Source organism: Azospirillum canadense (assembly GCF_025961225.1).
Taxonomy (GTDB): domain Bacteria; phylum Pseudomonadota; class Alphaproteobacteria; order Azospirillales; family Azospirillaceae; genus Azospirillum; species Azospirillum canadense.
In genome coordinates, this window is sequence record NZ_JAOQNG010000008.1 from 76,322 (window position 1) to 95,602 (window position 19,281).

The following is a 19,281-nucleotide window of genomic DNA, read 5'->3' on the forward strand; positions in this document are numbered from 1 at the left end:
GAACCTCACGATGAGCTCATCCGTGGGGCTGGGATAGTTGCAAGACAGCAGCGATAGGCAGGGGTGAGCCTACGGCCGCGCATACCCAGCCGGCGCGCCATCTTGTTGATCCGAGGTTGATGATGATAGTGGCGGAGCAAATCGAAAGAGGTATACTCCGGATGTCCGCCACATCTCCTGCCAAGGTCCATGAGCTACGATCCGCAAGTGCCTTTCCAGGCTACAGGCTTCGCGTTGGCGGAGTTCGCCGAAAATCCGGAGCCGCGTTGCCCCTGCGTCTTGCTGCTCGACACCTCCGCGTCGATGGGCGGCCAACCGATTACGGAGCTCAATGCCGGTCTCGTGGCGTTTAAGGATGAGCTCATGGCGGACCCTATGGCGGTGAAGCGCGTCGAGGTGGGAATCGTCGGCTTTGGGCCGGTGCGGACCGTCACTGATTTTACAACTGCGGATGTCTTTCAGCCGCCCCATCTCTCCGCCACCGGCGACACCCCTATGGGCGCTGCTATCGAGCGGGCTCTCGATATGATTGAGGCGCGCAAGGCTGTGTATAAGCAGAACGGGGTGTCCTATTACCGTCCCTGGGTCTTTCTGTTGACGGACGGAGCACCGACCGATGCGTGGGCGAATGCCGCCACCCGGATCCGGGAGGGGGAGGCCACGAAGAAGCTCATGTTTTTCGCTGTAGGCGTCGAAGGCGCTAACATGCAGATCCTGTCGCAGATCGCCACGCGCGACCCGCTGAAGCTGAAAGGGGTGCGGTTCCGCGACCTGTTCTCCTGGCTGTCCTCGTCCCTTGGTTCGGTCTCGCGGTCCAATCCGGGCAACGGATCGGACACGGCTGAGGTTGTCGCATTTTCCAATCCTGTCACGCCGAACGGCTGGGCATCGACTGCCTGAGGGTGGGCTATGTCGTTATCGTGGCGGTCTGTTTCGACCTCGGCAGCCGGGACAAGCCATCTGCGCGACGGGCGTCCCTGCCAGGATGCCAGTGTATGCGTGACACTCCTGGACGACGAGGGCTGTGAGACGCTCGTCGCCGTCGTTTCTGACGGCGCGGGCAGCGCGGCGCATTCTGACATCGGGTCCGGGCTCGCCTGCTCGCTCTTCGTGGATGAGCTCCGTGCGCTGCTTGAGACCGGCGGTTCTGTCGCAGATGTGACACCAGACTTCACCCGTGACTGGCTGCGCCGGTTCTCCGCCGAGATCGCTGTCCGCGCCGAGGCGATGGAGTGCTCTCCCCGCGAACTCGCGTGCACGCTGCTGGGAGCGGTTGTTTCCGAGAGCCGCGCCGTGTTTCTCCAGGTGGGAGATGGCGCCATCGTCTTCTCGACCGCGCAGGAACCCGACGCCATGGAGGTGGCGGTCTGGCCCCAGCAGGGCGAGTTCGCGAACGTAACGTTCTTCGCGACCGACTTGACCGCGGGCGACCGGATCGCCCACCGTGCCGTGGAGGAACGCATCGACCGCTTGGCAATGTTCAGCGACGGTCTCCAAATGTTGGCCCTGTCGTTCGCCGATCGGAGCGCGTTCCGGCCGTTCTTCGATCCCCTCTTCGGAACCCTAGAAGGAGCTCCGGAGGACGCGGTAGCAAATCTCAGCGACCCGCTGGAGGAGTTCCTCTCGTCACCTCGGGTCAACGGTCGTACGGATGATGACAAGAGCCTCATCCTGGCGAGCCGCCGGCAACCACCGAACGTCATTGGATGCGGGGGACGGGACGCGGAAGCCGTAGGACCATGAGGATGTTCGACCGTCGCGGCCAAGCTATCCCGCTGGGAGCGAAGCTCGGAACCGGCGGCGAGGGCAACGTTTTCGAGGTGCTCGATCATCGCAAGCTCGTGGCCAAAATCTACCACCAGCCGCTGACCGACGAGAAGGCTACCAAACTCGCCCACATGGCCGAAATCTCAACGCCTGCGTTGCTTCAGCTGAGTGCGTGGCCCACAGATGTGCTGTTCGATCGGCCTGGTGGCAAAGCGGTCGGTCTCCTCATGGCCAAGGTCGACGGGCACAAGCCCGTCCATCTGCTCTACGGGCCCAAGAGCCGCCAGAAGGAGTTCCCGGACGCTCAGTGGCCATTTTTGATTCACACCGCGGCGAACGTGGCAAGAGCCTTCGCGGCCGTGCACGAGCACGGGCACGTCATCGGCGACGTGAATCACGGCAATCTCCTCGTATCGGCGGAGGGAACGGTCAAGTTTATCGACTGCGATTCCTTCCAGGTCCACGCCCACGGGCGCCATTACCTCTGTGAGGTTGGCGTTTCAACGCACACGCCTCCGGAACTACAGGACATTTCCTTCCGAACGACCCGACGCACGGCGAACCACGACGCCTTCGGCCTTGCTGTCATGGTGTTCCAGCTGCTGTTCATGGGCAGGCATCCATACTCCGGCAGCTATCTCGGGAAGGGCGAGATGCCCTTGGAGGATGCCATCAAGGGAGGGCGCTTCGCCTACGGCCCCGGAGCAGCGTCGCGTCTGATGAAGCAGCCTCCAGGAACCATCCCCCTTGAGGCGACCGGGCCTGTCGCCCCGTTGTTCGAGCGCGCATTCTCCGCGGTCACGCCCCTTCGGCCGACCGCGCTTGAATGGCGTGTTGGCCTACAGGCGCTGATGCAAGGGCTCGGCCAATGCCAGGCTAATCCGGCCCACCAGTACCTGCAGACTCTTGCGACCTGCCCCTGGTGCACGGTCGAGCGCCAGTCCGGCTTCCTGTTCTTCACGATCACGGCTGCTCAGGCTACCGGCACCGTTCTTCACCTCGACGTCTCGGCGCTGTGGCAGCAGATCAAAGCTATTCGCCCACCGCAGCCTCCCCCGTTGGCGGCGCCGTCCAGCTTCCAGGCACAGCCGTCTTCATCAGCCGGGGCTGTGAGGGCCAGGGCGAGGGGCAGGCAGCTCATCGGCTGGCTAGTCGCCATCGCGGGCTTCATTATCGGCCTCGGCCCGGCCGACAAACATGGTGGGATACTCATCGTTATCGCCGCTGCCTTCATCGGCTGGAAAATTGGCTCGTCCGATTCAGATGGCATCGAGAAGCTGCGCGCCGCACAACGCGATGCCTCACGCGTCTACGAGGACATGAGGCAGCGCTGGTACGAAGCAACGGGAGACGTTCGCTTCTCCAATAAGCTCCGTGAACTGGAATGCTTGAAGGCCGAGTACGATCGTCTTCCGGAGGAGCGCAGGCAGCGGCTGAATCGCCTTGAGAACGGGCGGCGTGCCAAGCAGCTCGAGGCGTTCCTCGACCGCTTCCGCATCAATGCCGCAACCATACCGGGCATCGGCGACGGCCGGAAGGTGACACTGCAGTCATACGGGATCGAAACCGCAGCGGACGTCAAGCGGGACAGGATTCTGAACATTCCCGGTTTCGGCCCGGCGCTCACGAACCGGATCATGGCTTGGCACAAGACTGTGACGGCCAGGTTTGTTTTTGATCCGAACCAGGGCGTAAATCCGGCCGAGATCAGCAAGGTCGAAGCCGATATCCTGAAGAGGAAGCAGGAGATCGAGATGGCTCTTGCGCGCGGGCCAGCCGAACTGCAGGCCATTGGTGCGCAGAGCCAAGCTGCCATGGTGGCGCTCCGCCAGCAGGTCGAAGCCGCCGCACGCCAACTCGCGCAGGCAGAGGTCGATCTACGTAGCGTCCAATAGGTGGCAAGGCAACGTCGCCGGCCTGGCGCTGTGACGCGCCGCGGGCACCAACCGACCCGTCTCGCGTTCATCCTTCGTTCACCGTCGCCATCGATCATGGCAGTGGGCAGCGCGCGAAGGAGGGGGCATGGACGAACGGCACACCGACGAGGAGCAGCGACCCGTTCCGCTGGCGTCGAACGCCGACGAGGGCGATTGCGGCGCCCCGATCCTGTACCTGGAGGGCTGGTGCAGCGCCTGCACCGAAACCGTTCACGTGCACCTGGGGCTGGACGCCCGGCCGTGCCACTGCGGGGCGTCCCTGGTCGACATCGTCGGCGATGGTCAGCGGTGGTGGAAAGCCGGAGCGGCGCGCGATTTGGGCGCCATTCTCGGACGCCGCCCGGCCGAGGCGCCGCGCGACGGCACGCGCATCGTCGCGTGGTTCGCGGGCCGGCGACGCGTCGCCGATTCCCGGTGGAGCGGCGGCGGGTGGAAGATGCAGAGCGGCGACGGCTGGGAGCGGGTGGACGGCGACCTGGTCGCGTGGCTGCCGCGCTCGTTGGAGGCCGTTTCCGAGGACCTGCCATGAGTACCAAGCGCCTCGACTGCCTCGGGCGGCTCTCCTACCACGGCGTGCTGATCCCACTGAAATGCACCGCCTGCGGTCACTTTGCCGAGGTGCAGCCGGGCGACTTGATTCTGCGGTTTGGCTGGGCCGCAGAGCCTGAGCGCATTCCCTGGCGGTGCTCGAAGTGCGGCGCGGATCGAACCCGGATCCTGGTCGGCCGGGCCGCGCGCATGGCGCGGTAACGACCGACCGGACCGGCTCGCGCGCCGGTCGATGATGCCGCGCTGCAACCAAGACGACACAACAGGGCCGGGCCGAACGCCCGGCACCGTAGCACACGGAGCGGTCGACGTGACCTATCGGGAACTGGTGCATGCAATCAATGTCGGACCCCGCCACCAAATCCGCCACCTTTGATCCCATGTTCGCCTCCACGTGCCAAAGGCACAGGAAACAGGTAGCAGATCAGTCGGTTTGCCGGGGCGAGATCATCGAGGGAGAGATGTCGAAACGGCCCCCTAGTGGTCTGGGCCAGACGGAGCGCGCCGTTCTACTTACCTAACGATATGTCTGGCACACATTACCAGCGCCTGACCATTTCTGGCCGTGGTGAGGTGCTCCAGTGCAGTTTCACTTAGCTCCGAAGGTCATCCGGGCAATGCGGGTCAACAATTGGCGGAGCCAGAGCCAAAGGCGCTGCATCAACGATATCGAATTTACGGCGGACACTTCACCAGCGAAAAACAGAGAGCGGCGGCCATAATATGTCTGCATATTAACGCTCGTTTGACCGAAGCCGTAGCTGCTTGGGTAGGCGCCGTCGTAACTATGAACAACCTTATCCCAAAGCGTTATGAGTCCCTCGTAGTCGCCATCCATTGAGAGCATATGATCCGGCAGGACCCCATTCCTCATGCCGAATTCTTCGTCGTTTTTCATCCATATGGTATCCTCATGCTTTTTCGGTACAGGATAGCGACCCTTCTCCACTGCGTAAGCCAACTTTCTAAGTAATCTCTTCTCCGATTCGTCGAACACGAGCCCGCATTTCTCGAAGTCAACGAGAGGATTGTGGAAACTCAGATCTCGGTGAAGCTTGTCGTCTTGAGCAAGTGATGGATTGGACATCAATCGGTATGCCTTGGCAAACAGCTCAAAAGCATACCCGTACAGCAGCCAAATCGGCTGGTGGGCGTCCGCCGTTGCAGCTAAGCTTCCAATTTCTCTTTGCAACGCCTCCTTGGCAGCATCACCTGCAAGCTTGTATTGAAAAGCCAGTCGTAACCACGCCTGGGGCATCTGTCCGAACAAATATTGACTTTTTGACAAATTCTCCTTGTCCATGCTAACGCCCTGCTTTTAGTTGCGGTTTACCTGATAATCCGCTGGAGCATCAATAAAGATACCGGCATGTGACACGATGAACAACTCCCCAGGCGCCAATCGTGCAGACGACCGAACTCGGGGCTGGTGGGCCGAACCAGACGAATGGTTTCGTTTGTACCTCGCCAGACCCGAGGAATTTCGCACGCCGGGCAAGGTTACATACGGTCAGCCGTTCGCCTTAGGTCGCGGTGCGAAGGTGGCGCGGCAACTCCGCGCCAAGGGGATCCCGGTGGCGCGCGCGTCGAGCGACCTTGACGCCCGGTGGCGGATCTATGCAACCATTGACTGATCGACGTTGCTCGCGTAAGCCTAAAAAAGCTCAAAGAATTATGGGGGAGACGATGGCGTACGTGTATTTATCAAATAGCACTGGAATTATCCCCATCTACGGCCCCGATTACATTACGGTGAATGAAGGTAATGTCGGCGAGAGTAAATTTTTTGTCCGTTTCAACTTGTCGGCGGCGCTTCCCAATCCGGTGTCGGTGAGCTATTCCACGCTGGGATTGGCGACGCAGCCGTCATACGATTACATTCCACAGGTAGCCGCAGTTACTATACCTGCTGGATCTTTGTTCGTTGATGTACCGTTCTACATTCTTGGCGATACCATCGACGAAACCGATGAAGTCGTTACAATCGCAATAAATAAAGTAGACGGCGCCGACTACGACGCGAACAAGAAAAGTATAATGGCCTTTATTCAAGATGATGACCCTCCAGGATCTAACGTCAACACAGCGCCGCCGTCATCTCTCAATCCGAAATTTTCAATTAGAGCAGTGGATGCTGACAAGCCAGAGGGTAATAGTGGATCGACGCCGTTCACATTTGAGATATTTCGCGAAGGCGACCTGACATCCACGACGAGTGTGATGTGGTACCGTAAAATTGTGGACGGCAACGGGCAGTCCAACACGTTAGACATAAGTCAAAATTATGTTGGACAATACGTTACGTTCCAACCGGGGGAAAGCGCAAAAACCATCAGCGTCATGGTCAATGGCGATAGAATTCCCGAGGCAGATGAGGAGTTCACCATTGAATTCCGGACCTTTGATGAATTTGTCAACGCAACTGGTGTGACAAAGGCCACGGGCATTATCCGGAATGACGATAACGGTAAGGTGGTGTCGATTGTCAGGTCGGGCATCAGGGTCGACAGCTACTTCGACTCCTATCAAGGGCCAGTGAGCGGAATTAAGTGGCAGTTTCTCGGGAACGAGGACTCTGAGGTCGTGAACGGAACGGACGACGCCGATTTTCTAAACCTCATGGGGAATACGGATGCGGCCAGTGGAGGCGCAGGCGATGATGTCCTCGACGGTGGTACCGGGTCGAATTTCCTGACCGGAGGAAATGGCGCCGATACCTTTTTCGTCGACGGACGCAATACGGGAATTACATGGTCTACTGTCACCGATTTTGATGCCAACGAGTGGGCCACTGCCTGGGGATGGCGCGAAGGCATCTCGAAGCTTACTTGGGTCGATATGGCGGGAGCCGACGCCTACAAGGGGGCAACGGCGCATATGGACTTTGATGGCAATGGAACCATTGACTCCAGTATGACCTTTACTGGGAAGGCGGTGGGAAGCGTGATCTCCATGACCGGGCAAGTTGGAAATGATGCTTATCTCGCTTTCCGAATTGGGTAAGAGAGCCTTTTTCAGATCGTAGGCAAGCGCCGGCGGGTCAGCTGAGCATTCTTGGCCGCTTGGTTCAACCCCTCGGGGCCAAGTGTCAGCGCCCGCTTCAACGCGGCGATTCGCCTACGTTGTTGTAGGAGTTCCTGCCCGTCCAGACGCTCGGCGAGAGCGTTCGCCGCGGCAATCTTCTCCCGTTGCGCTGTAGCCCACCCGTCGCCCTGCCGCGGTGCGGTGCGGTCCTTTTCCACCGCCGCCCGTGCCAGCGTCAGGTAGACTTCTTGTCCCCACTGCCCCATCCCAAAGTTGACCGCCGTGCATACAAGCCGGACGTTGTCGACAGTATATCCCAATTGGGAGTCGCGACGGTCGATGCTGGGGGCGAAGGGGTGTTTGACCAACGCCTCCTCATACCTTTCCCAGCTGAACCAAAAGCCAGTGACGTCGCAGCGACCGCCCTGCGCCTGGTACATGGTCTCAGCGTGATCCTCGCTAAGATCGAAGGCACGCCCCGAGCGCTTAGCCCGGCTGCGCGCATCCAAGACAAGACCACGAAGCCTGCGCTGACGGATCACATCGTCCTCGGTGGCCATGACGTACGCGCCTCCTCAGATGGACCGTTTCAAGCGGGGCGGCTCCCCCCGCACGATTCTCCGCTCGTCGATCTCGGGAAAAAGCTCAGCGGGAACGCGGGTTTCTGATCCAGGCATGAGCCAGCAATCGCCCGTCCACATACAGACGATCCATCCGTCACCGACTGCATCAGGTCCAAGTCGCACGAAGTAAAACCCCTTAGACCGCGAGCGGTGATCGGTCATGTCCTTACCTCACTTTTTGAAGACGCTGTTGGCCAAGGTGCGGAGACGTACCTGTAATCCAACCCTTGCAGCCCAGCGGCTAAGGTTGTGCGATTCGCCCGACCTCAACGTCTCAATAATAGACTCCAGCCTGGACAGTACTTCGACTGCTTCCCGACGCAGAGGCTCATAATCAACTTCTGCTTCCTGCTCGTTGTCGGGGGCAGGGAGGTCTGCATGCGTAGTTCCGCCGTCAATTGATCGCGCCCAGAGCGCAAAGCTCCGAAGGTTTAACGCGCTGCCGCTCCCAGTCTCGCGACCCCGCACCTGTTCGTAAATTACCCACGGCCCCCTTAGCTTGCGCTGGAACGAGTGTGGGGGGAGGTCGGAGGGCTCGTCAGTAATGCAGATGACGCGACGGGCAGCGGAGCCATCGTCATTCTGGTAGGTCTGGCCATCTTTGATGTCGCTTCTCTTCATGACGCGCGATCCTTCTTGATCAGGCTTCCTGGCAGGTCATGGCGCGGCCTCGATCTGCTTGGAGATCCACTGGCTCAGGCTGATGCCCTCCACCGCACGTCGTCGGCCATGGCGAGGCATTCCATGCGTCGACTGCTCCACGGAAGTATCCTCCACGCCATTCGCCGCGTTACTTCTGGCAGGAGGCGATCAATCCCTTCAGCATTTTCCTCGCCTCGGCCGTGATTTTCATCTCATATCCGTAGTAGAAGTCCGGGTTCAGCGGCTGCAACGCGTATCGAATCGTGTTTGAAGAGGCGACCATCGCCGCGACGTTGGCGGGTAGAACGTAATGTCCGGCGACGAACTCTCCGCGATGCTCGAGAAGGGCACCCTTCAATCCTTTGATGACGATTGGCGTCTGATCGAGGGTCAAGGTCTGCGGAGGGTTCCGGGCCGCCAGATCAAAAGACTCTTCGCCGCCCGTGAACATCGCGGTGAAGTTGATCTCCTTGTCCTCGTTGCAGAGGAAGATCGCTTTGCTGGTGCCGTTCCAGGTTTCCTGCTGCCCCTTCACATACAGCCCGAAGTCCAGGGACTCGATGGTCCACTTCGGCTCGGTCCCTGAATGGACGACGTGGTAGCGCTCGAGGTCTTCTTGCGAGAGCACGTTGATGTCGCTGCTCGCGACCCGGGTCATCACGGGGAAGAGCCCGGGCTCGATCCCCATCTCGCCCAGGTACGACACCAGCAGAGCGCTCACCACCTGGGCGGCATCGCTGTCCTGGCCTGTGGATCTCGAAAACGCGAAGCGGTGGACGCCGTACTTCGAGCCGGAAGGAACACTGCGGAATTTGCCTCCCAGAAACGCGGTGGCGCAGGCGCTGTAACAGTAGCCGGGATTGATGCCGCTGTCCGTGGGCCGGCGTACACCAATCGTCGTCGAGAAGCCGCGCCTCCGGAACTCGCGCCCGAGGGCTACTCCTTGGGCGAGGTTGCCGCCAGGCGAATTAAGAATGACGCTCGATCCGTCGGGAACGTTGTTGGAATCCAGGAAAGCGGAAAAGCGCCGCGCCGCGTCTTCGTCGATCGGGCCGAACAACTGGATACGCCACGCCGTCCCCGTGATCCGCGGCAGCCATGGAGGCTCGCCCATGATCGTCAGATGGTTGTCGTCGATGTGCTCGATGATGGGACGCGGCTTTGACGATGCGGCCGGCGGACCGGCGGGCCTGCTCACGGTGCCACTGGCCGCTTCCCCGCCCGCGGGCGCCGATGTTGAGTTTCCGAGACTGGCTAGGTATGCCGTGCGCGCTGCGAGATTCTCACCGACACACGCCCGGCTGCGGGCGATGACGTCCGCCGTCGGAGCGCCCCGTCCAGGCACGCCGCACCGCTGGGTGTAGTCGGAAATCCATTGCTTCTGCTCGGCGGTCAGGGTCTTCCGGCGGTCCTCGTCGAGGGACTTGCGCAGCGTGTTCCAGGCGCCCTGAAGCCGATCAACGCTTTCCACCAGATTGGGGTCCGAGCAGATGACGTGGTCGACCGCGAGATACGCCTTCGAGCAGTCAAATGCCTTGCTTTCTTTAGATCCGAAAGCCGCGGTGGCAAGCGCGAACGCCACCACGGAAAGTCGAAGCACCTTCATTGACTCTTCCCGGCCGTCGCAAACCTTGTTGTTCCACAGCCATCAATAGCAAGGCAATGCGCCACGGTCAATTTGCTGGCGACGTGGCATTCGAAGGTTTGGCGGCGCTGTTCAGGCGGCGTCGAGGAATGAGAGCTGCACGGCTCGCTCCTTTCGTTGGGCCTTCTTGCCGGCGTCGTAGTCGGAGAACGGCACGGCCCGGTACAGGCCGGTGACAACCCACCGCTGGAACCGCTTCAGTTCCCGGTAGCGATCGGCGTCCCTGGCGCGGCAGTCGAAGACCATCGGATAAGGGCTGATCCCCCGCTCCACCATGCGGTTGAAGCGGTGCCACAGCCGATCCCACGTCTCGTTCTTGTCAAAGCCGACCAGCATGTAACTCATAACATGCTTGGGCGGGATGCCGGCGGCCTCCAGCATGTCCATGCCCTTGAAAAAGATGCCTTCGTCCTTGAGGTTGTCCCAAGCGGTGTAGAGCCGCCGTTCCTTGAAGGCATCGTCCCGGTATTCGATGGTCGCCAGAGCCTCCGCCGCGGCCGGCGTCAGCAGGCGCACGTTGATTCCTTGGTTCAGGCAGACCTTGAAGCCGCCGGCCCGGATCTCCTCCACCCGCGCCCGCCATTGCTCCTCCGGCTGGCCGAAGAAGTCGTTGTCGAGGAGGTGGATCTTCCGCGGGTGCTCCTCGCCGCGCCAGATGTCGGCGATGGTGCTGACGCTGCGGTTCTTGCCCTCCTTGCCGGGCACGACGCAGAACTTGCAGGACAGCCGGCAGCCGCGCTGCGTGAAGCCAAGCGACGGCTCATACCAGGGGTACAGGCTGTAATCGTAGCCGTCATGATCCGGCCCGGTGATCTCCTCGATGGTCATCTTGCTCTCGCTCCCGGTGCCGCCGACGATGGCGCCCGGCCATGTCCGCATGAACTCGGCGACGCGATCGGCGCTGAACGCGAAGATGGCGGAGCCGTACACACGGTCGTAGTCCGGCTCCATCAGGTCGCGGTGGGCGTGGCGGACATAGTGGACCTCGTCGCCGCGCTCCCGGTGCCAGTGCGCCAACTTCATCAGCGCTAGGTTCGGGAGACTCCCGTCGAGCTGCGTCAAGCGCACTCGCATGTTTCACAGCCCTCCATGGCCAGTCGGAAAGGTCAGAGTGCGTCACGGCCGGCATCGGCCAGTTCCACCGGCAGCCACATCGCGCGACGGATGATTCCGTGATAGCCGCACTCCTTGCAGCCGCCGCCGTCACACCCGCTGCACTGCGCCGACCACGTCACCAGCTCGCAGACCTTCCTGCCGTCGCCGTGCAGGATCGCGTAGTTGCGCCGGCGGTCCAGGCGCTTGCCGATGACCGACTCGGCTTTCTCGTAGGTGCTTGGCCGATCGTCGTAGTGGATGATGCCTTGGTGGTCGATGGAGTGGCCAAGGCGTTCGATGACGGTTCTCATGCGGCCTCCGCCGGCTTCGGGGCGGCGTTCAGCATGAGGTGCCGCAGCGCGATCATCTCGTCGTTCCGGTACAGGCTGGTTACGAAGATGAACGGCTGGTGCAGGTTGTGCCCGTTGGCGTCGATGTAGGCTTGCGCGCCGACCTCGGTGAAGCAGGCGGTCACGAACTCGTCGGTATCGACATAGCCGACGCGCTCCCAGCGGCCGGTATCGCGACCGCGCTCGTGCATCCGTTCCAAGATGCGGTGCTGCCGCTCGTCGGCTGTGGCGTAATCGCCATCGGTGTCCAGCCAAACGATGTTGTCGGTGTGGTCCTCGTCCAGGCCGTAGATGCGGCGCTTCTGGAACACCACAAACAGCGGCTCATGGGTGCAGCGGTTGTTCTGGCTGGCGATCAGCGCGCCGACCTTGGCGAGCGTGTCTTGGCTCATTGTGCGGCCTCCAGGTCGTCGCTGGACGTCTGGCGCCTCTGGGCGCGGCGGCCCGCGGCCGCCTCCAGGAGGATGTCCCATGGATTCTTGTCGCCCTGGTACGGGCAGCTTCCCAGATCGGTAAGGCCGTGCAGTAGCGACTCGCCGGCATAGCTGACATGGATCGCCCGGCCGCAGCAGCGGCAGCGCATCAAGTCGCCATCCTGCTCGTAGACGTGCGACAGCGCACACAGGGCATCGTTGAACTTGCCGGCCGCCAGAAGAGCTGCAGCCATGTTCTTGCGCTCGGTGGCCTGCTTGATCAGGCGGCGGACTTCGGCCTTGGAGGTCATGCGGAACCATCCTGGACGGGCTCCGCCATCAGCGTTTCGGTGATCCAGGCGGTGGCCGCCGCGACGGACGGAAATTCCATCGGATCCGGATAGGGCCGGCAGTCCGGGCGTTCGTCGATGACGACGACCTGCCGCCCCTCGCCGCGGATGCGAAACAGGCGCTTGTGGCGGCCGATCACGTCCCAGTGGCCGGGATTGCGCCAGGAGAACGAGAAGGGCTGAGGGGCGGTCATCGTTCGCCTCCCAAGGCGGTGTCGATACGGTCCATGGCTTCCAGGATGGCGTTATGACGTTCCAGGAATCGCGCCCGTTCAGGCGTTTCCGGTTCGCTGCGGTCGTCGTTGGTCATGCGCTGAAGGACAAACCCAAACGTGTCTCGGCTGGCGATTAGGACCTTGCGGTCGCGGTCGGATGCCGACGCTGCCTGACCGCTGCGCCGTGTCTTGGCCGCTTGCAGGGCCGCAAGCAGCTTGTCGTGCGCCGCTTCAGCCTCGGCGTCCGATGCGTACTCGAAGACCTCGGAATAGTCGTTTCCGGTGAAGAGGACGCGGACGGCTGGACTTTTCCAGCTGTCGCCTAGCATCCAATCCGCTTCGCGCATGATCGGCGCCGGCTCCGGCCGCCCAAGTGCGCGAGACGCGAGACGCGTGAACAGCCCGGCCCGCTGCGGCACAAGGCTCGGCGACCCGGCTTCGTTGTCCCAGGCGCAGCCCTTGCTCCACCAGACCTTCGCAATGTTGCGTAGATGAAGGTGCGGACTGTAGCCGGGCATCTGGAATAAGGGGCTGGTGGTCATGCGGCGACGCCCTTTTTCCAAGCCAGCAGGAGGAGCCGACGGCGTGTTTCGCCGCACCCGTCGTTCCAGTAGAAGAGGCCCATCAAGGTTCCGAGCACGGTCGTCTTCTGGCGGACGTAAACTGGGCAGACGCCGGAATGCCGGCGGGCCACGGCGAGGATGCTGCGGAAGGTCAGGCGCTGCATGCCGCGCATAAGGCGCGTCAGTTCCGGACCGGCGAGGGCCGGCGTGCGTGCCGCTTGGTCGGCCCTTTCGTAACTCCCGGCAGCGCGCAGATCCTCGTACCGCTCCAATGCGGTCGAAAGCCCATAAGGATAACCGGACAGACTGAGCGGCCCGCGCATGGTGGTCAGCGGCGTTCCGTTCAAAGAGCGTGGGGCGGTCTCATCACTCATGGTGCATCGCTTCCTGCTCTTTCAGGCGGGTGATGTGGCTGATGAGGTCCAAGGTGCGCGGGCAGCGTCCGTAGGCCTCGACGGCGTCCAGCGCGCTCCGGACGGGAACCGACAGCGGTTTGCCACGGTGGATGGCGGCGTCGTTGGGCAGCACGGCACTGGGTGGAAGTTTCCTGGTCACGTCATGCCTCGCGTTTGTGGCGGGCGCTCAGCGCCGCCTTGTGTTCGTCCTTCGCGTGGTTCACGCGCTCGAATAGGTCCGGGTGGAGTCGCTTCAGTCCGACCAGCCACTCCGTCGTCACGTCGGCCCGCCACCAGTCGACCAGGTCGCTCAGGGTCGCGGCGAAGGGGATGATGCCAACCGCGATGCGGCACCAGGCCTCTGCGTCCTGCCGATCGCCCGGCGATGCGGTGCGGGCCGGTGGATCACCATCAAACTCTGGTTGTTCGATCTCCGTGGCCCTCAGGGGCTTGCTGTCCTCAGGTGAAAGCATCGCGCCAGGGTTTGCCGTCCTTGATCGCCGCGGCGGCTTTCCGGGTGCGCTCGCACGGTGACTTGAGTGCGAGTCCCAGAGCGTGATGCACCGCCTGCTCGACGCCTCCGTGAGGAGTCCAGAACGTCACCTCGCCGATCTTGTGTTGCCGGTTGTGGCATCCATAGAACGACCAATTGTCGAGCCACCCGTCGCACAGCGGGTTCATGTACACATCGGACGGCTGCTCCTCGCCGGCGCCGTCGGTCCCCTTGCGCACGTGGGCTCCGGCAACATGGCTGGCTCTGCCACAGACCATGCAGGGCATGGTCCGGATCCACGCGCCGTGCTCCTTGCTGCGGAACCATGCGTCCGGCTTGTTGGCGCGGCCGGTGAAGGGCTGAATGGGGAGCCCGCTCTTATCGATGAGGGGCGGCGGTTTGGGGCGCCGGGCGAATCCAGACATCACGCAGCCTCCCGGCGGGAACCGCTGGCCTTGCGTTGCAGGATCCTTGTCACCGCGGTGGCGAGGTCGTCGCGCATCTGCTGGAAGGTCTTCGCAATGCGGACGACCTTCTCTCCGTGGAAGTCCGGCAGGGTCGCGGTGCACTTCCGCACGTTGACGAAGGAGCCCATGATCTCCTCACGCTTCACCGTGCTGGTCCACGTGCCAATCTGGTCGCCCTTGAAGTGGATTTCCGGAAAGGCCGGCGACACGGACAGGTGCTTGAGCACGACGGCCTTTGTGATCTCCTGGGCCACGAAGGGGCGCGTTCGCTTCGGTCTGCGTTCGGCGCGCGGCGGGTTGGCTGCCATCAACTCGATCCCCGCCTCAATCGCCGCAACCACGTCGTCGTGGGTGCGTCCCTGAGCGCATTCCCACCGGAGACGCGACTCCCCGACGACCTTGTCGAGAGTGCTTTCGATGGGGGTCCAGAACTTGTAGATCGCGGGCACCTGTGGGTGGCCGTACACGGTCCGGTGCGCCAGATCGATGGCGTGGTTCATGTCAATGGGCCACGGCGTTGTCTCCGCCTCGGTGAGCCACCACTGCGCCCTGCCGTCCCGGATGTCTTCGAAGCTGTAATGCTTCCACCCGCGCCTTTTGATAATGGCCAGCATCTCCGTCAGAACAGCGAGCGCCGTCGGGCGCGCGCCTTTGCGGGGCGGGTTCTTCGGCGGCTGGAACGGATCCGAGGAGCGAATAGTGATGGACATGGGTCAGATCACAGGGCGCCGAGGAGGACGATGATCACGCAGATGCCAACGAGGTCGGCCAGGAACTCACGGACGGTCATGACAATCACCTCAGGGAAGGACAGAGAAGACCGCGGTGCCGATGGCCTTGGCGTCGTCCAGGAGGACCGCGCAGGCGACCAGGATCAGACCGGCGACGAAGACGGTTCCGAGGACATCGCGTCCGGCTTCGCGAATGCTCACGACGACGGCTGGGATGACGTCGGTATGGATGGGGTCTCGCATCACGCGGCCTCCGGGACCGGGTGAGCGGAGGTGACGCGGTGAACGACGCGGTGGTCGGCCGGCAGGTAATCGCGGAACGCAGCCACGGCTTCGTCGAGGTTTGGATGACGCTCGCCCAGGCGGCCCTCCGCCAAGCGCGGCCAGAAGCACAGCAGGAACATGCGCGGAGCGTGTGTGCGGATTTCGCAGCGGATGCGGGCTTCATGGCAGAGGAAGACGAGCTTGGTCAGGCGGTCGCCGTCGAAGGTCGCGAAGCTATTCCCCTCGTGCCACGGCACGGCCATTCCCTGACCCCAGCCGATCCACTGAATCGCGTCCCAGGCGATCGGGGCGTTGTAGATGCCGCCGCCGACCATGCCGAGGATGTCCATCACCTTGGCCTGGAATTCGCTCAGTGTATCGGGCGCGGCGGCGTAGCCCTTGGTGTTGTCGCTGCGGGTCTTGCGCGCGCGGCTGGCCGCCAGCATCCGCTTGCCCGCGGCGATCGCGCCTTCCGCCCACGCGGCGTGGTCCATCGTTGCGTAGCTCATAGGAGGTCCTCTCCTTGGTGTTCGGCTGGCGACAGCAGGCGGTCCTGCTCTCGGCAGCCGGCGGGGCGGTGTCGAGCCCCGCTGGCATCCTGCGAATGCGCCTTCGTCATGGGATGGTTGGAAGGGGCGGTGTCTGTTTCGGCCTGACACTGGCTCGTTGGTCACTTCATGACGGACTCCCGTATGCGCGTTGGATGAGAGAGCCGGCTTCTATCTCCGCGCCGACGCCGGCCACATGCCCCACCACTGGTCCTGCGCGCTGCGCAGTTTTCCCCGCGGGGTTGACTCGCCGCGGCTCTCTCTGACACCTCAACCCCCACCCGCTGGTCAGGGCGAGTAAGGGGGTGAGGGGGCCATTCGTGGACGTTTACGGACCGTCTTGAACGGCGAAGTCATCCAGTCCTGATGCTTTAAGCCGGCTGGGGTCACCCATACCGGCCGGCACGCGCTGATGCGCAGGTATGGAGGTTTCAGGCGCGGTCAGTGCGCGGGCAGGACCGTGGCCAGCCAGCCCACGGAAGCGACCGCCCAGACGGTGGAGATGGTGAGGAGATCGCGCAGGGCGGACATCGAGCGGAGATCCTGTGCAGATTGGAGTTTTCAGACAGTCTGCGTCACGCGGCACGTGCGAGAGTCGGCGTCCACGCGGGCCGGTCGGCCGGATGCTCCACGCCGTAGGAGCGCAGCGTCTCCTTGATCACCGCCAGCTCGGCGGCGCGCGGCACGCCCACAATCGACCAGTCCCAGGCGCCCTCGATGCCGTCGGCGGCGCGCATCGCGTCGTCGAGGCTGGGCGCCAAACCGATCAGGGCACCGGTGGGCAGGTGCGTGAGATTCCAGCCGCGGTCGTCCCGGTGAATGCCGAAGGCGCGGCGGGCCTTGCCGAAGTCCACTCCCATCGGTCCCTGCACGGTGTCAATCAGGAAGGGGTGGAACGTCCAGGTGTTGTGGCTGGTCACGGTGTTGACGGGGCGCAGGTTCATTACGCGGCCCTCCGGTCGAGCATCAGACCGTGCACGGCGTCGGCGCGCCAGGACTCGGCCCGCTCGCGACTGATGAACGGACCGTTGGGCTGGCCATTGTCGGTCAGGCGGCCGACATACCAGCCGCGGGACGGCTCCAGATCCGTCGTGGCGAAGGGGCTGACGTAATAGACCGGCGGAACAGTCATGCCTAGTCCTCTGTGAACACTTGTTCCGTTGCCCCCAGAGCCCCCTTGGCGGCCATGTGTGGCGCCAAGGGGGAAGTCTAAGGAGGAAACGCCGCGGAAGTGCCGCGACAGAGGCAAGGTATCTTTTATACCGTCAGGGTGTCAATGGGGTTCCGCGAGATTTTTGTGCTGCAGATATTCCTGGATGATCTCGACGGCGTCCAGATGCACCTCGGACTCCCCGGCGGGCATGCCAAACTCAGGATGCAGCAATCCGGTGATTCGCGTCAGCAGAGTGGCGCAGTCGCGTATTGGCGAGCGCATTTCCGCCACGTACGCCGCCAATTCAGTGCTCTCCGCCTCATCGACCACGTCACCACTCCTACTGCCCGCCGTGTTCCGTTTTCGTTCTGGGAAAGCATGCCTAAAGGCAAAGCTTCCGTCAACGTCCAACAATTGTCCCGCCTGTCCGCGTGTCCGTACAATCGCGCCGAGGTTATAGCACCATTGGTAGCGTTGTTCTACCAACGCTAGATGGTGCGCCCTTTTTGTCTCTCGCCTAACTAGTTTGAAATATCGCCGCGCAACGAAGTCTCCAGGCGGCGATCGGAAATGATCGGGGCGAGGAAAGCAGCGCAATAATTTCGCAGCCAAAACGTAGGAGCATACCGGAGTATGATCCTACAGTTGATGGCTTGTGGCTTGGTTAATTTGTCCGTACAGTCCGCCGCGCGTACACGTTTCCGCTCGTACGGAAGCGCGTACAATTCTATACGTTGAGGCATGAGAAAGATGGCCGAACGCTTTGAGATGCGCTGTGACGAGGCGTTCGCCGCGCGCATAGATGAATGGCGCGCCGCGCGGCGGCCGATTCCCAACCGATCCGCCGCGGTGCGCCATCTCGTCGAAATGGGTCTTTGTTATGATGAAGAAGCCGTTCCGCTGCTGCGGAAGTTGCTCGAAGGGCGCCGCGACCTGGAAGTGCTGCGCCAGGAGTATCCAGACTTGATCAACGATGTTCTGGGGCCGAAGCGTTAGCCAAGCCCTCGACATAGCCTAGAACTCGGCGCAAGCCGTTCTCGTCCAACTCTTCCAAAAGCGCCACGATCTGCCGCACCAGGGGCCGGGTGCCGACCGGGTTCATTACCCCTTCGCCGGTGAGAAGCCAGTGCTTCGAGACGTTAAAGGCCGATGCGTACTGTTCCGCCACGGGAAGACGCAGGCCGTTGATGCCGGCTTCGTGTGCCTTGTAATTGTTGTAGTTCCATCCGCAGGCATCTGCGGCGTCTTTGGCTTCGAGATAGCCGGCCTGAATGCGGGCCAACTTGAGCCGCTGGCCCATCGCCGCGTTCTGGGCACGAATCTGCTCCTTTGCCTCGGCGGTTGCGCGCGGCTTCATAGCGGGTGGCTCCAATCTACAGCCTGACGGGATCTTTTCTAACCTAAGCACTGACCGATGTACTGACTGATTCGGGGTCGCGCAAGCGAACCTAGCCGAAAGCGCCATGGGCCAAAAAATGGCTTGCGCCTTTGGGGTAGCTTTTATACCGTGTCGGCATGAACACCCATGAAGCCGCAATTCGCCTCTGGCCGCGCCTGATCGACTTCGCTCACGCCGTCGGGGCTCCGTACGAGAGCGTCAAGCAGTGGAACCGCGCGGGACGCATTCCGGCACCCTATTGGCTGTCCGTGGTGGAAGCTGCGCGGCTCATTGGGAAGACGATCACCGTCGAGGAGTTGGCGGAGGCCATCGACAAGCGGAAGGCGGCCTGAGTCATGCGGCATCGGGTGGATCTCCTTTTTGTACTGACAGTTAGCGGCCTGCTGGCTCCGGCAATTGCCGTTCTTGGCATCGGCGGCACGCATCTCCTTGCGGCCTTCATCGGCGCGGTTGGCCACTGACATGCGCGACGTCCTCCGCAACCTTCTCGGCCGTCTGCTGGAGAAGGGCCAACCGGTCCAGAGCCGGCGCCTTCTCCAGGCAGAGGCGCGCGATCTGACGCATCAGCGTCAGCACAGCGAGCGCGAGGCGGCGGACTTCTTCTTCCGCGTCGTGGTTGGCCTTGGGCGTCGCGCTCATGCCCCCAAGGTGCCCGATA

At 62.4% G+C, this 19,281-nt stretch carries 29 protein-coding genes; 8 read left to right on the top strand and 21 right to left on the bottom strand.

Translation table 11 applies throughout. From position 1 onward, the window contains the following. Positions 1-189: 189 nt before the first annotated feature. From M2351_RS34245 to M2351_RS34265, 5 genes are all read left to right on the top strand, one after another. Complete coding sequence (locus tag M2351_RS34245; protein ID WP_264660493.1) at positions 190-900, top strand: vWA domain-containing protein; 711 nt, start codon at positions 190-192, stop codon at positions 898-900. A gap of 9 nt (positions 901-909) precedes the next feature. Beyond that, positions 910-1,743: a PP2C family serine/threonine-protein phosphatase gene (locus M2351_RS34250; protein WP_264660494.1), complete on the top strand. Its 834-nt coding sequence runs from the start codon at positions 910-912 to the stop codon at positions 1,741-1,743. 2 nt (positions 1,744-1,745) lie between these two features. Next, on the top strand, positions 1,746-3,662 hold the full coding sequence (locus tag M2351_RS34255) for a protein kinase domain-containing protein (RefSeq protein ID WP_264660495.1): 1,917 nt from the start codon (positions 1,746-1,748) through the stop codon (positions 3,660-3,662). A 127-nt stretch (positions 3,663-3,789) separates the two neighbouring features. Next, positions 3,790-4,233 carry a hypothetical protein gene (locus tag M2351_RS34260; RefSeq protein ID WP_264660496.1) on the top strand — a complete coding sequence of 148 codons (444 nt, stop codon included), beginning with the start codon at positions 3,790-3,792 and terminating at the stop codon, positions 4,231-4,233. Continuing rightward, entirely contained in the window at positions 4,230-4,454 is a 225-nt protein-coding gene (locus M2351_RS34265; RefSeq protein ID WP_264660497.1) for a hypothetical protein, read from the top strand. Before M2351_RS34260 ends, M2351_RS34265 begins: the two co-directional genes overlap by 4 nt. A gap of 388 nt (positions 4,455-4,842) precedes the next feature. Here the strand turns inward: M2351_RS34265 and M2351_RS34270 are convergent, their stop codons facing one another. Further along, the gene (locus M2351_RS34270) at positions 4,843-5,556 is read right to left on the bottom strand and encodes a hypothetical protein (protein ID WP_264660498.1); all 714 of its coding nucleotides are present in this window, start codon (positions 5,554-5,556) and stop codon (positions 4,843-4,845) included. Between the two features lie 383 nt (positions 5,557-5,939). Between M2351_RS34270 and M2351_RS34275 the strand changes: the two genes are divergently transcribed. Continuing rightward, positions 5,940-7,256: a Calx-beta domain-containing protein gene (locus M2351_RS34275; protein WP_264660499.1), complete on the top strand. Its 1,317-nt coding sequence runs from the start codon at positions 5,940-5,942 to the stop codon at positions 7,254-7,256. 11 nt (positions 7,257-7,267) lie between these two features. On the opposite strand, the gene M2351_RS34280 is transcribed toward M2351_RS34275, so the two are convergent. From M2351_RS34280 to M2351_RS34365, 18 genes are all read right to left on the bottom strand, one after another. Next, positions 7,268-7,837, bottom strand: coding sequence for a hypothetical protein (locus M2351_RS34280; protein WP_264660500.1), 570 nt, complete (start codon positions 7,835-7,837; stop codon positions 7,268-7,270). Positions 7,838-8,690: 853 nt separating this feature from the next. After that, positions 8,691-10,148, bottom strand: coding sequence for a lysozyme inhibitor LprI family protein (locus M2351_RS34285; RefSeq protein WP_264660501.1), 1,458 nt, complete (start codon positions 10,146-10,148; stop codon positions 8,691-8,693). Between the two features lie 111 nt (positions 10,149-10,259). Next, on the bottom strand, positions 10,260-11,261 hold the full coding sequence (locus tag M2351_RS34290) for a radical SAM protein (protein WP_264660502.1): 1,002 nt from the start codon (positions 11,259-11,261) through the stop codon (positions 10,260-10,262). Between the two features lie 32 nt (positions 11,262-11,293). Beyond that, positions 11,294-11,593 carry a hypothetical protein gene (locus tag M2351_RS34295; protein WP_264660503.1) on the bottom strand — a complete coding sequence of 100 codons (300 nt, stop codon included), beginning with the start codon at positions 11,591-11,593 and terminating at the stop codon, positions 11,294-11,296. Then, a complete protein-coding gene (locus M2351_RS34300; RefSeq protein ID WP_264660504.1) occupies positions 11,590-12,024 on the bottom strand; it encodes a hypothetical protein in 435 nt (144 codons plus the stop codon). Before M2351_RS34300 ends, M2351_RS34295 begins: the two co-directional genes overlap by 4 nt. Further along, a complete protein-coding gene (locus M2351_RS34305; RefSeq protein WP_264660505.1) occupies positions 12,021-12,356 on the bottom strand; it encodes a hypothetical protein in 336 nt (111 codons plus the stop codon). Before M2351_RS34305 ends, M2351_RS34300 begins: the two co-directional genes overlap by 4 nt. Continuing rightward, positions 12,353-12,589 (bottom strand): hypothetical protein, encoded by a 237-nt coding sequence (locus M2351_RS34310; protein ID WP_264660506.1) that lies wholly within the window; start codon positions 12,587-12,589, stop codon positions 12,353-12,355. The genes M2351_RS34305 and M2351_RS34310 overlap by 4 nt, the downstream gene beginning before the upstream one ends. Then, a complete protein-coding gene (locus M2351_RS34315; protein WP_264660507.1) occupies positions 12,586-13,152 on the bottom strand; it encodes a hypothetical protein in 567 nt (188 codons plus the stop codon). Before M2351_RS34315 ends, M2351_RS34310 begins: the two co-directional genes overlap by 4 nt. Then, on the bottom strand, positions 13,149-13,547 hold the full coding sequence (locus tag M2351_RS34320) for a hypothetical protein (RefSeq protein WP_264660508.1): 399 nt from the start codon (positions 13,545-13,547) through the stop codon (positions 13,149-13,151). Before M2351_RS34320 ends, M2351_RS34315 begins: the two co-directional genes overlap by 4 nt. Continuing rightward, the gene (locus M2351_RS34325) at positions 13,540-13,728 is read right to left on the bottom strand and encodes a hypothetical protein (protein WP_264660509.1); all 189 of its coding nucleotides are present in this window, start codon (positions 13,726-13,728) and stop codon (positions 13,540-13,542) included. The genes M2351_RS34320 and M2351_RS34325 overlap by 8 nt, the downstream gene beginning before the upstream one ends. Before the next feature lies 1 nt (position 13,729). Next, positions 13,730-14,041, bottom strand: coding sequence for a hypothetical protein (locus M2351_RS34330; protein ID WP_264660510.1), 312 nt, complete (start codon positions 14,039-14,041; stop codon positions 13,730-13,732). Further along, the gene (locus M2351_RS34335) at positions 14,028-14,486 is read right to left on the bottom strand and encodes a hypothetical protein (protein WP_264660511.1); all 459 of its coding nucleotides are present in this window, start codon (positions 14,484-14,486) and stop codon (positions 14,028-14,030) included. Before M2351_RS34335 ends, M2351_RS34330 begins: the two co-directional genes overlap by 14 nt. Then, on the bottom strand, positions 14,486-15,238 hold the full coding sequence (locus M2351_RS34340) for a DUF6197 family protein (RefSeq protein ID WP_264660512.1): 753 nt from the start codon (positions 15,236-15,238) through the stop codon (positions 14,486-14,488). Before M2351_RS34340 ends, M2351_RS34335 begins: the two co-directional genes overlap by 1 nt. A 90-nt stretch (positions 15,239-15,328) precedes the next feature. Further along, positions 15,329-15,502, bottom strand: a complete 174-nt coding sequence (locus tag M2351_RS34345; RefSeq protein WP_264660513.1) for a hypothetical protein — start codon at positions 15,500-15,502, stop codon at positions 15,329-15,331. Further along, positions 15,502-16,032: a hypothetical protein gene (locus M2351_RS34350; RefSeq protein WP_264660514.1), complete on the bottom strand. Its 531-nt coding sequence runs from the start codon at positions 16,030-16,032 to the stop codon at positions 15,502-15,504. The genes M2351_RS34345 and M2351_RS34350 overlap by 1 nt, the downstream gene beginning before the upstream one ends. Before the next feature lie 614 nt (positions 16,033-16,646). Further along, positions 16,647-17,015, bottom strand: a complete 369-nt coding sequence (locus M2351_RS34355; RefSeq protein ID WP_264660515.1) for a hypothetical protein — start codon at positions 17,013-17,015, stop codon at positions 16,647-16,649. Continuing rightward, complete coding sequence (locus tag M2351_RS34360) at positions 17,015-17,203, bottom strand: hypothetical protein (RefSeq protein ID WP_264660516.1); 189 nt, start codon at positions 17,201-17,203, stop codon at positions 17,015-17,017. The genes M2351_RS34355 and M2351_RS34360 overlap by 1 nt, the downstream gene beginning before the upstream one ends. A 141-nt stretch (positions 17,204-17,344) precedes the next feature. Beyond that, entirely contained in the window at positions 17,345-17,554 is a 210-nt protein-coding gene (locus tag M2351_RS34365) for a hypothetical protein (RefSeq protein WP_264660517.1), read from the bottom strand. 420 nt (positions 17,555-17,974) lie between these two features. Between M2351_RS34365 and M2351_RS34370 the strand changes: the two genes are divergently transcribed. Continuing rightward, the gene (locus M2351_RS34370) at positions 17,975-18,220 is read left to right on the top strand and encodes a hypothetical protein (RefSeq protein ID WP_264660518.1); all 246 of its coding nucleotides are present in this window, start codon (positions 17,975-17,977) and stop codon (positions 18,218-18,220) included. Here M2351_RS34370 and M2351_RS34375 read toward each other — a convergent pair. After that, positions 18,192-18,581, bottom strand: coding sequence for a helix-turn-helix domain-containing protein (locus M2351_RS34375; protein ID WP_264660519.1), 390 nt, complete (start codon positions 18,579-18,581; stop codon positions 18,192-18,194). The two genes, M2351_RS34370 and M2351_RS34375, sit on opposite strands and share 29 nt — an antisense overlap. A gap of 158 nt (positions 18,582-18,739) precedes the next feature. On the opposite strand from M2351_RS34375, the gene M2351_RS34380 reads away from it, so the two are divergent. Then, complete coding sequence (locus M2351_RS34380; RefSeq protein WP_264660520.1) at positions 18,740-18,955, top strand: hypothetical protein; 216 nt, start codon at positions 18,740-18,742, stop codon at positions 18,953-18,955. Positions 18,956-19,061: 106 nt separating this feature from the next. Here the strand turns inward: M2351_RS34380 and M2351_RS34385 are convergent. After that, on the bottom strand, positions 19,062-19,281 hold a 220-nt coding region (locus tag M2351_RS34385), incomplete at its 5' end, for a hypothetical protein (RefSeq protein WP_264660521.1).

Excerpts from the sequence above, each read along its gene's own strand:
- M2351_RS34245 (WP_264660493.1), top strand. The coding sequence starts at position 190 with ATGAGCTACGATCCGCAAGTGCCTTTCCAGGCTACAGGCTTCGCGTTG.
- M2351_RS34250 (WP_264660494.1), top strand. The coding sequence starts at position 910 with ATGTCGTTATCGTGGCGGTCTGTTTCGACCTCGGCAGCCGGGACAAGC.
- M2351_RS34255 (WP_264660495.1), top strand. The coding sequence starts at position 1,746 with ATGTTCGACCGTCGCGGCCAAGCTATCCCGCTGGGAGCGAAGCTCGGA.
- M2351_RS34260 (WP_264660496.1), top strand. The coding sequence starts at position 3,790 with ATGGACGAACGGCACACCGACGAGGAGCAGCGACCCGTTCCGCTGGCG.
- M2351_RS34265 (WP_264660497.1), top strand. The coding sequence starts at position 4,230 with ATGAGTACCAAGCGCCTCGACTGCCTCGGGCGGCTCTCCTACCACGGC.
- M2351_RS34270 (WP_264660498.1), bottom strand. The coding sequence starts at position 5,556 with ATGGACAAGGAGAATTTGTCAAAAAGTCAATATTTGTTCGGACAGATG.
- M2351_RS34275 (WP_264660499.1), top strand. The coding sequence starts at position 5,940 with ATGGCGTACGTGTATTTATCAAATAGCACTGGAATTATCCCCATCTAC.
- M2351_RS34280 (WP_264660500.1), bottom strand. The coding sequence starts at position 7,837 with ATGGCCACCGAGGACGATGTGATCCGTCAGCGCAGGCTTCGTGGTCTT.
- M2351_RS34285 (WP_264660501.1), bottom strand. The coding sequence starts at position 10,148 with ATGAAGGTGCTTCGACTTTCCGTGGTGGCGTTCGCGCTTGCCACCGCG.
- M2351_RS34290 (WP_264660502.1), bottom strand. The coding sequence starts at position 11,261 with ATGCGAGTGCGCTTGACGCAGCTCGACGGGAGTCTCCCGAACCTAGCG.
- M2351_RS34295 (WP_264660503.1), bottom strand. The coding sequence starts at position 11,593 with ATGAGAACCGTCATCGAACGCCTTGGCCACTCCATCGACCACCAAGGC.
- M2351_RS34300 (WP_264660504.1), bottom strand. The coding sequence starts at position 12,024 with ATGAGCCAAGACACGCTCGCCAAGGTCGGCGCGCTGATCGCCAGCCAG.
- M2351_RS34305 (WP_264660505.1), bottom strand. The coding sequence starts at position 12,356 with ATGACCTCCAAGGCCGAAGTCCGCCGCCTGATCAAGCAGGCCACCGAG.
- M2351_RS34310 (WP_264660506.1), bottom strand. The coding sequence starts at position 12,589 with ATGACCGCCCCTCAGCCCTTCTCGTTCTCCTGGCGCAATCCCGGCCAC.
- M2351_RS34315 (WP_264660507.1), bottom strand. The coding sequence starts at position 13,152 with ATGACCACCAGCCCCTTATTCCAGATGCCCGGCTACAGTCCGCACCTT.
- M2351_RS34320 (WP_264660508.1), bottom strand. The coding sequence starts at position 13,547 with ATGAGTGATGAGACCGCCCCACGCTCTTTGAACGGAACGCCGCTGACC.
- M2351_RS34330 (WP_264660510.1), bottom strand. The coding sequence starts at position 14,041 with ATGCTTTCACCTGAGGACAGCAAGCCCCTGAGGGCCACGGAGATCGAA.
- M2351_RS34335 (WP_264660511.1), bottom strand. The coding sequence starts at position 14,486 with ATGTCTGGATTCGCCCGGCGCCCCAAACCGCCGCCCCTCATCGATAAG.
- M2351_RS34340 (WP_264660512.1), bottom strand. The coding sequence starts at position 15,238 with ATGTCCATCACTATTCGCTCCTCGGATCCGTTCCAGCCGCCGAAGAAC.
- M2351_RS34345 (WP_264660513.1), bottom strand. The coding sequence starts at position 15,502 with ATGCGAGACCCCATCCATACCGACGTCATCCCAGCCGTCGTCGTGAGC.
- M2351_RS34350 (WP_264660514.1), bottom strand. The coding sequence starts at position 16,032 with ATGAGCTACGCAACGATGGACCACGCCGCGTGGGCGGAAGGCGCGATC.
- M2351_RS34355 (WP_264660515.1), bottom strand. The coding sequence starts at position 17,015 with ATGAACCTGCGCCCCGTCAACACCGTGACCAGCCACAACACCTGGACG.
- M2351_RS34360 (WP_264660516.1), bottom strand. The coding sequence starts at position 17,203 with ATGACTGTTCCGCCGGTCTATTACGTCAGCCCCTTCGCCACGACGGAT.
- M2351_RS34370 (WP_264660518.1), top strand. The coding sequence starts at position 17,975 with ATGGCCGAACGCTTTGAGATGCGCTGTGACGAGGCGTTCGCCGCGCGC.
- M2351_RS34375 (WP_264660519.1), bottom strand. The coding sequence starts at position 18,581 with ATGAAGCCGCGCGCAACCGCCGAGGCAAAGGAGCAGATTCGTGCCCAG.
- M2351_RS34380 (WP_264660520.1), top strand. The coding sequence starts at position 18,740 with ATGAACACCCATGAAGCCGCAATTCGCCTCTGGCCGCGCCTGATCGAC.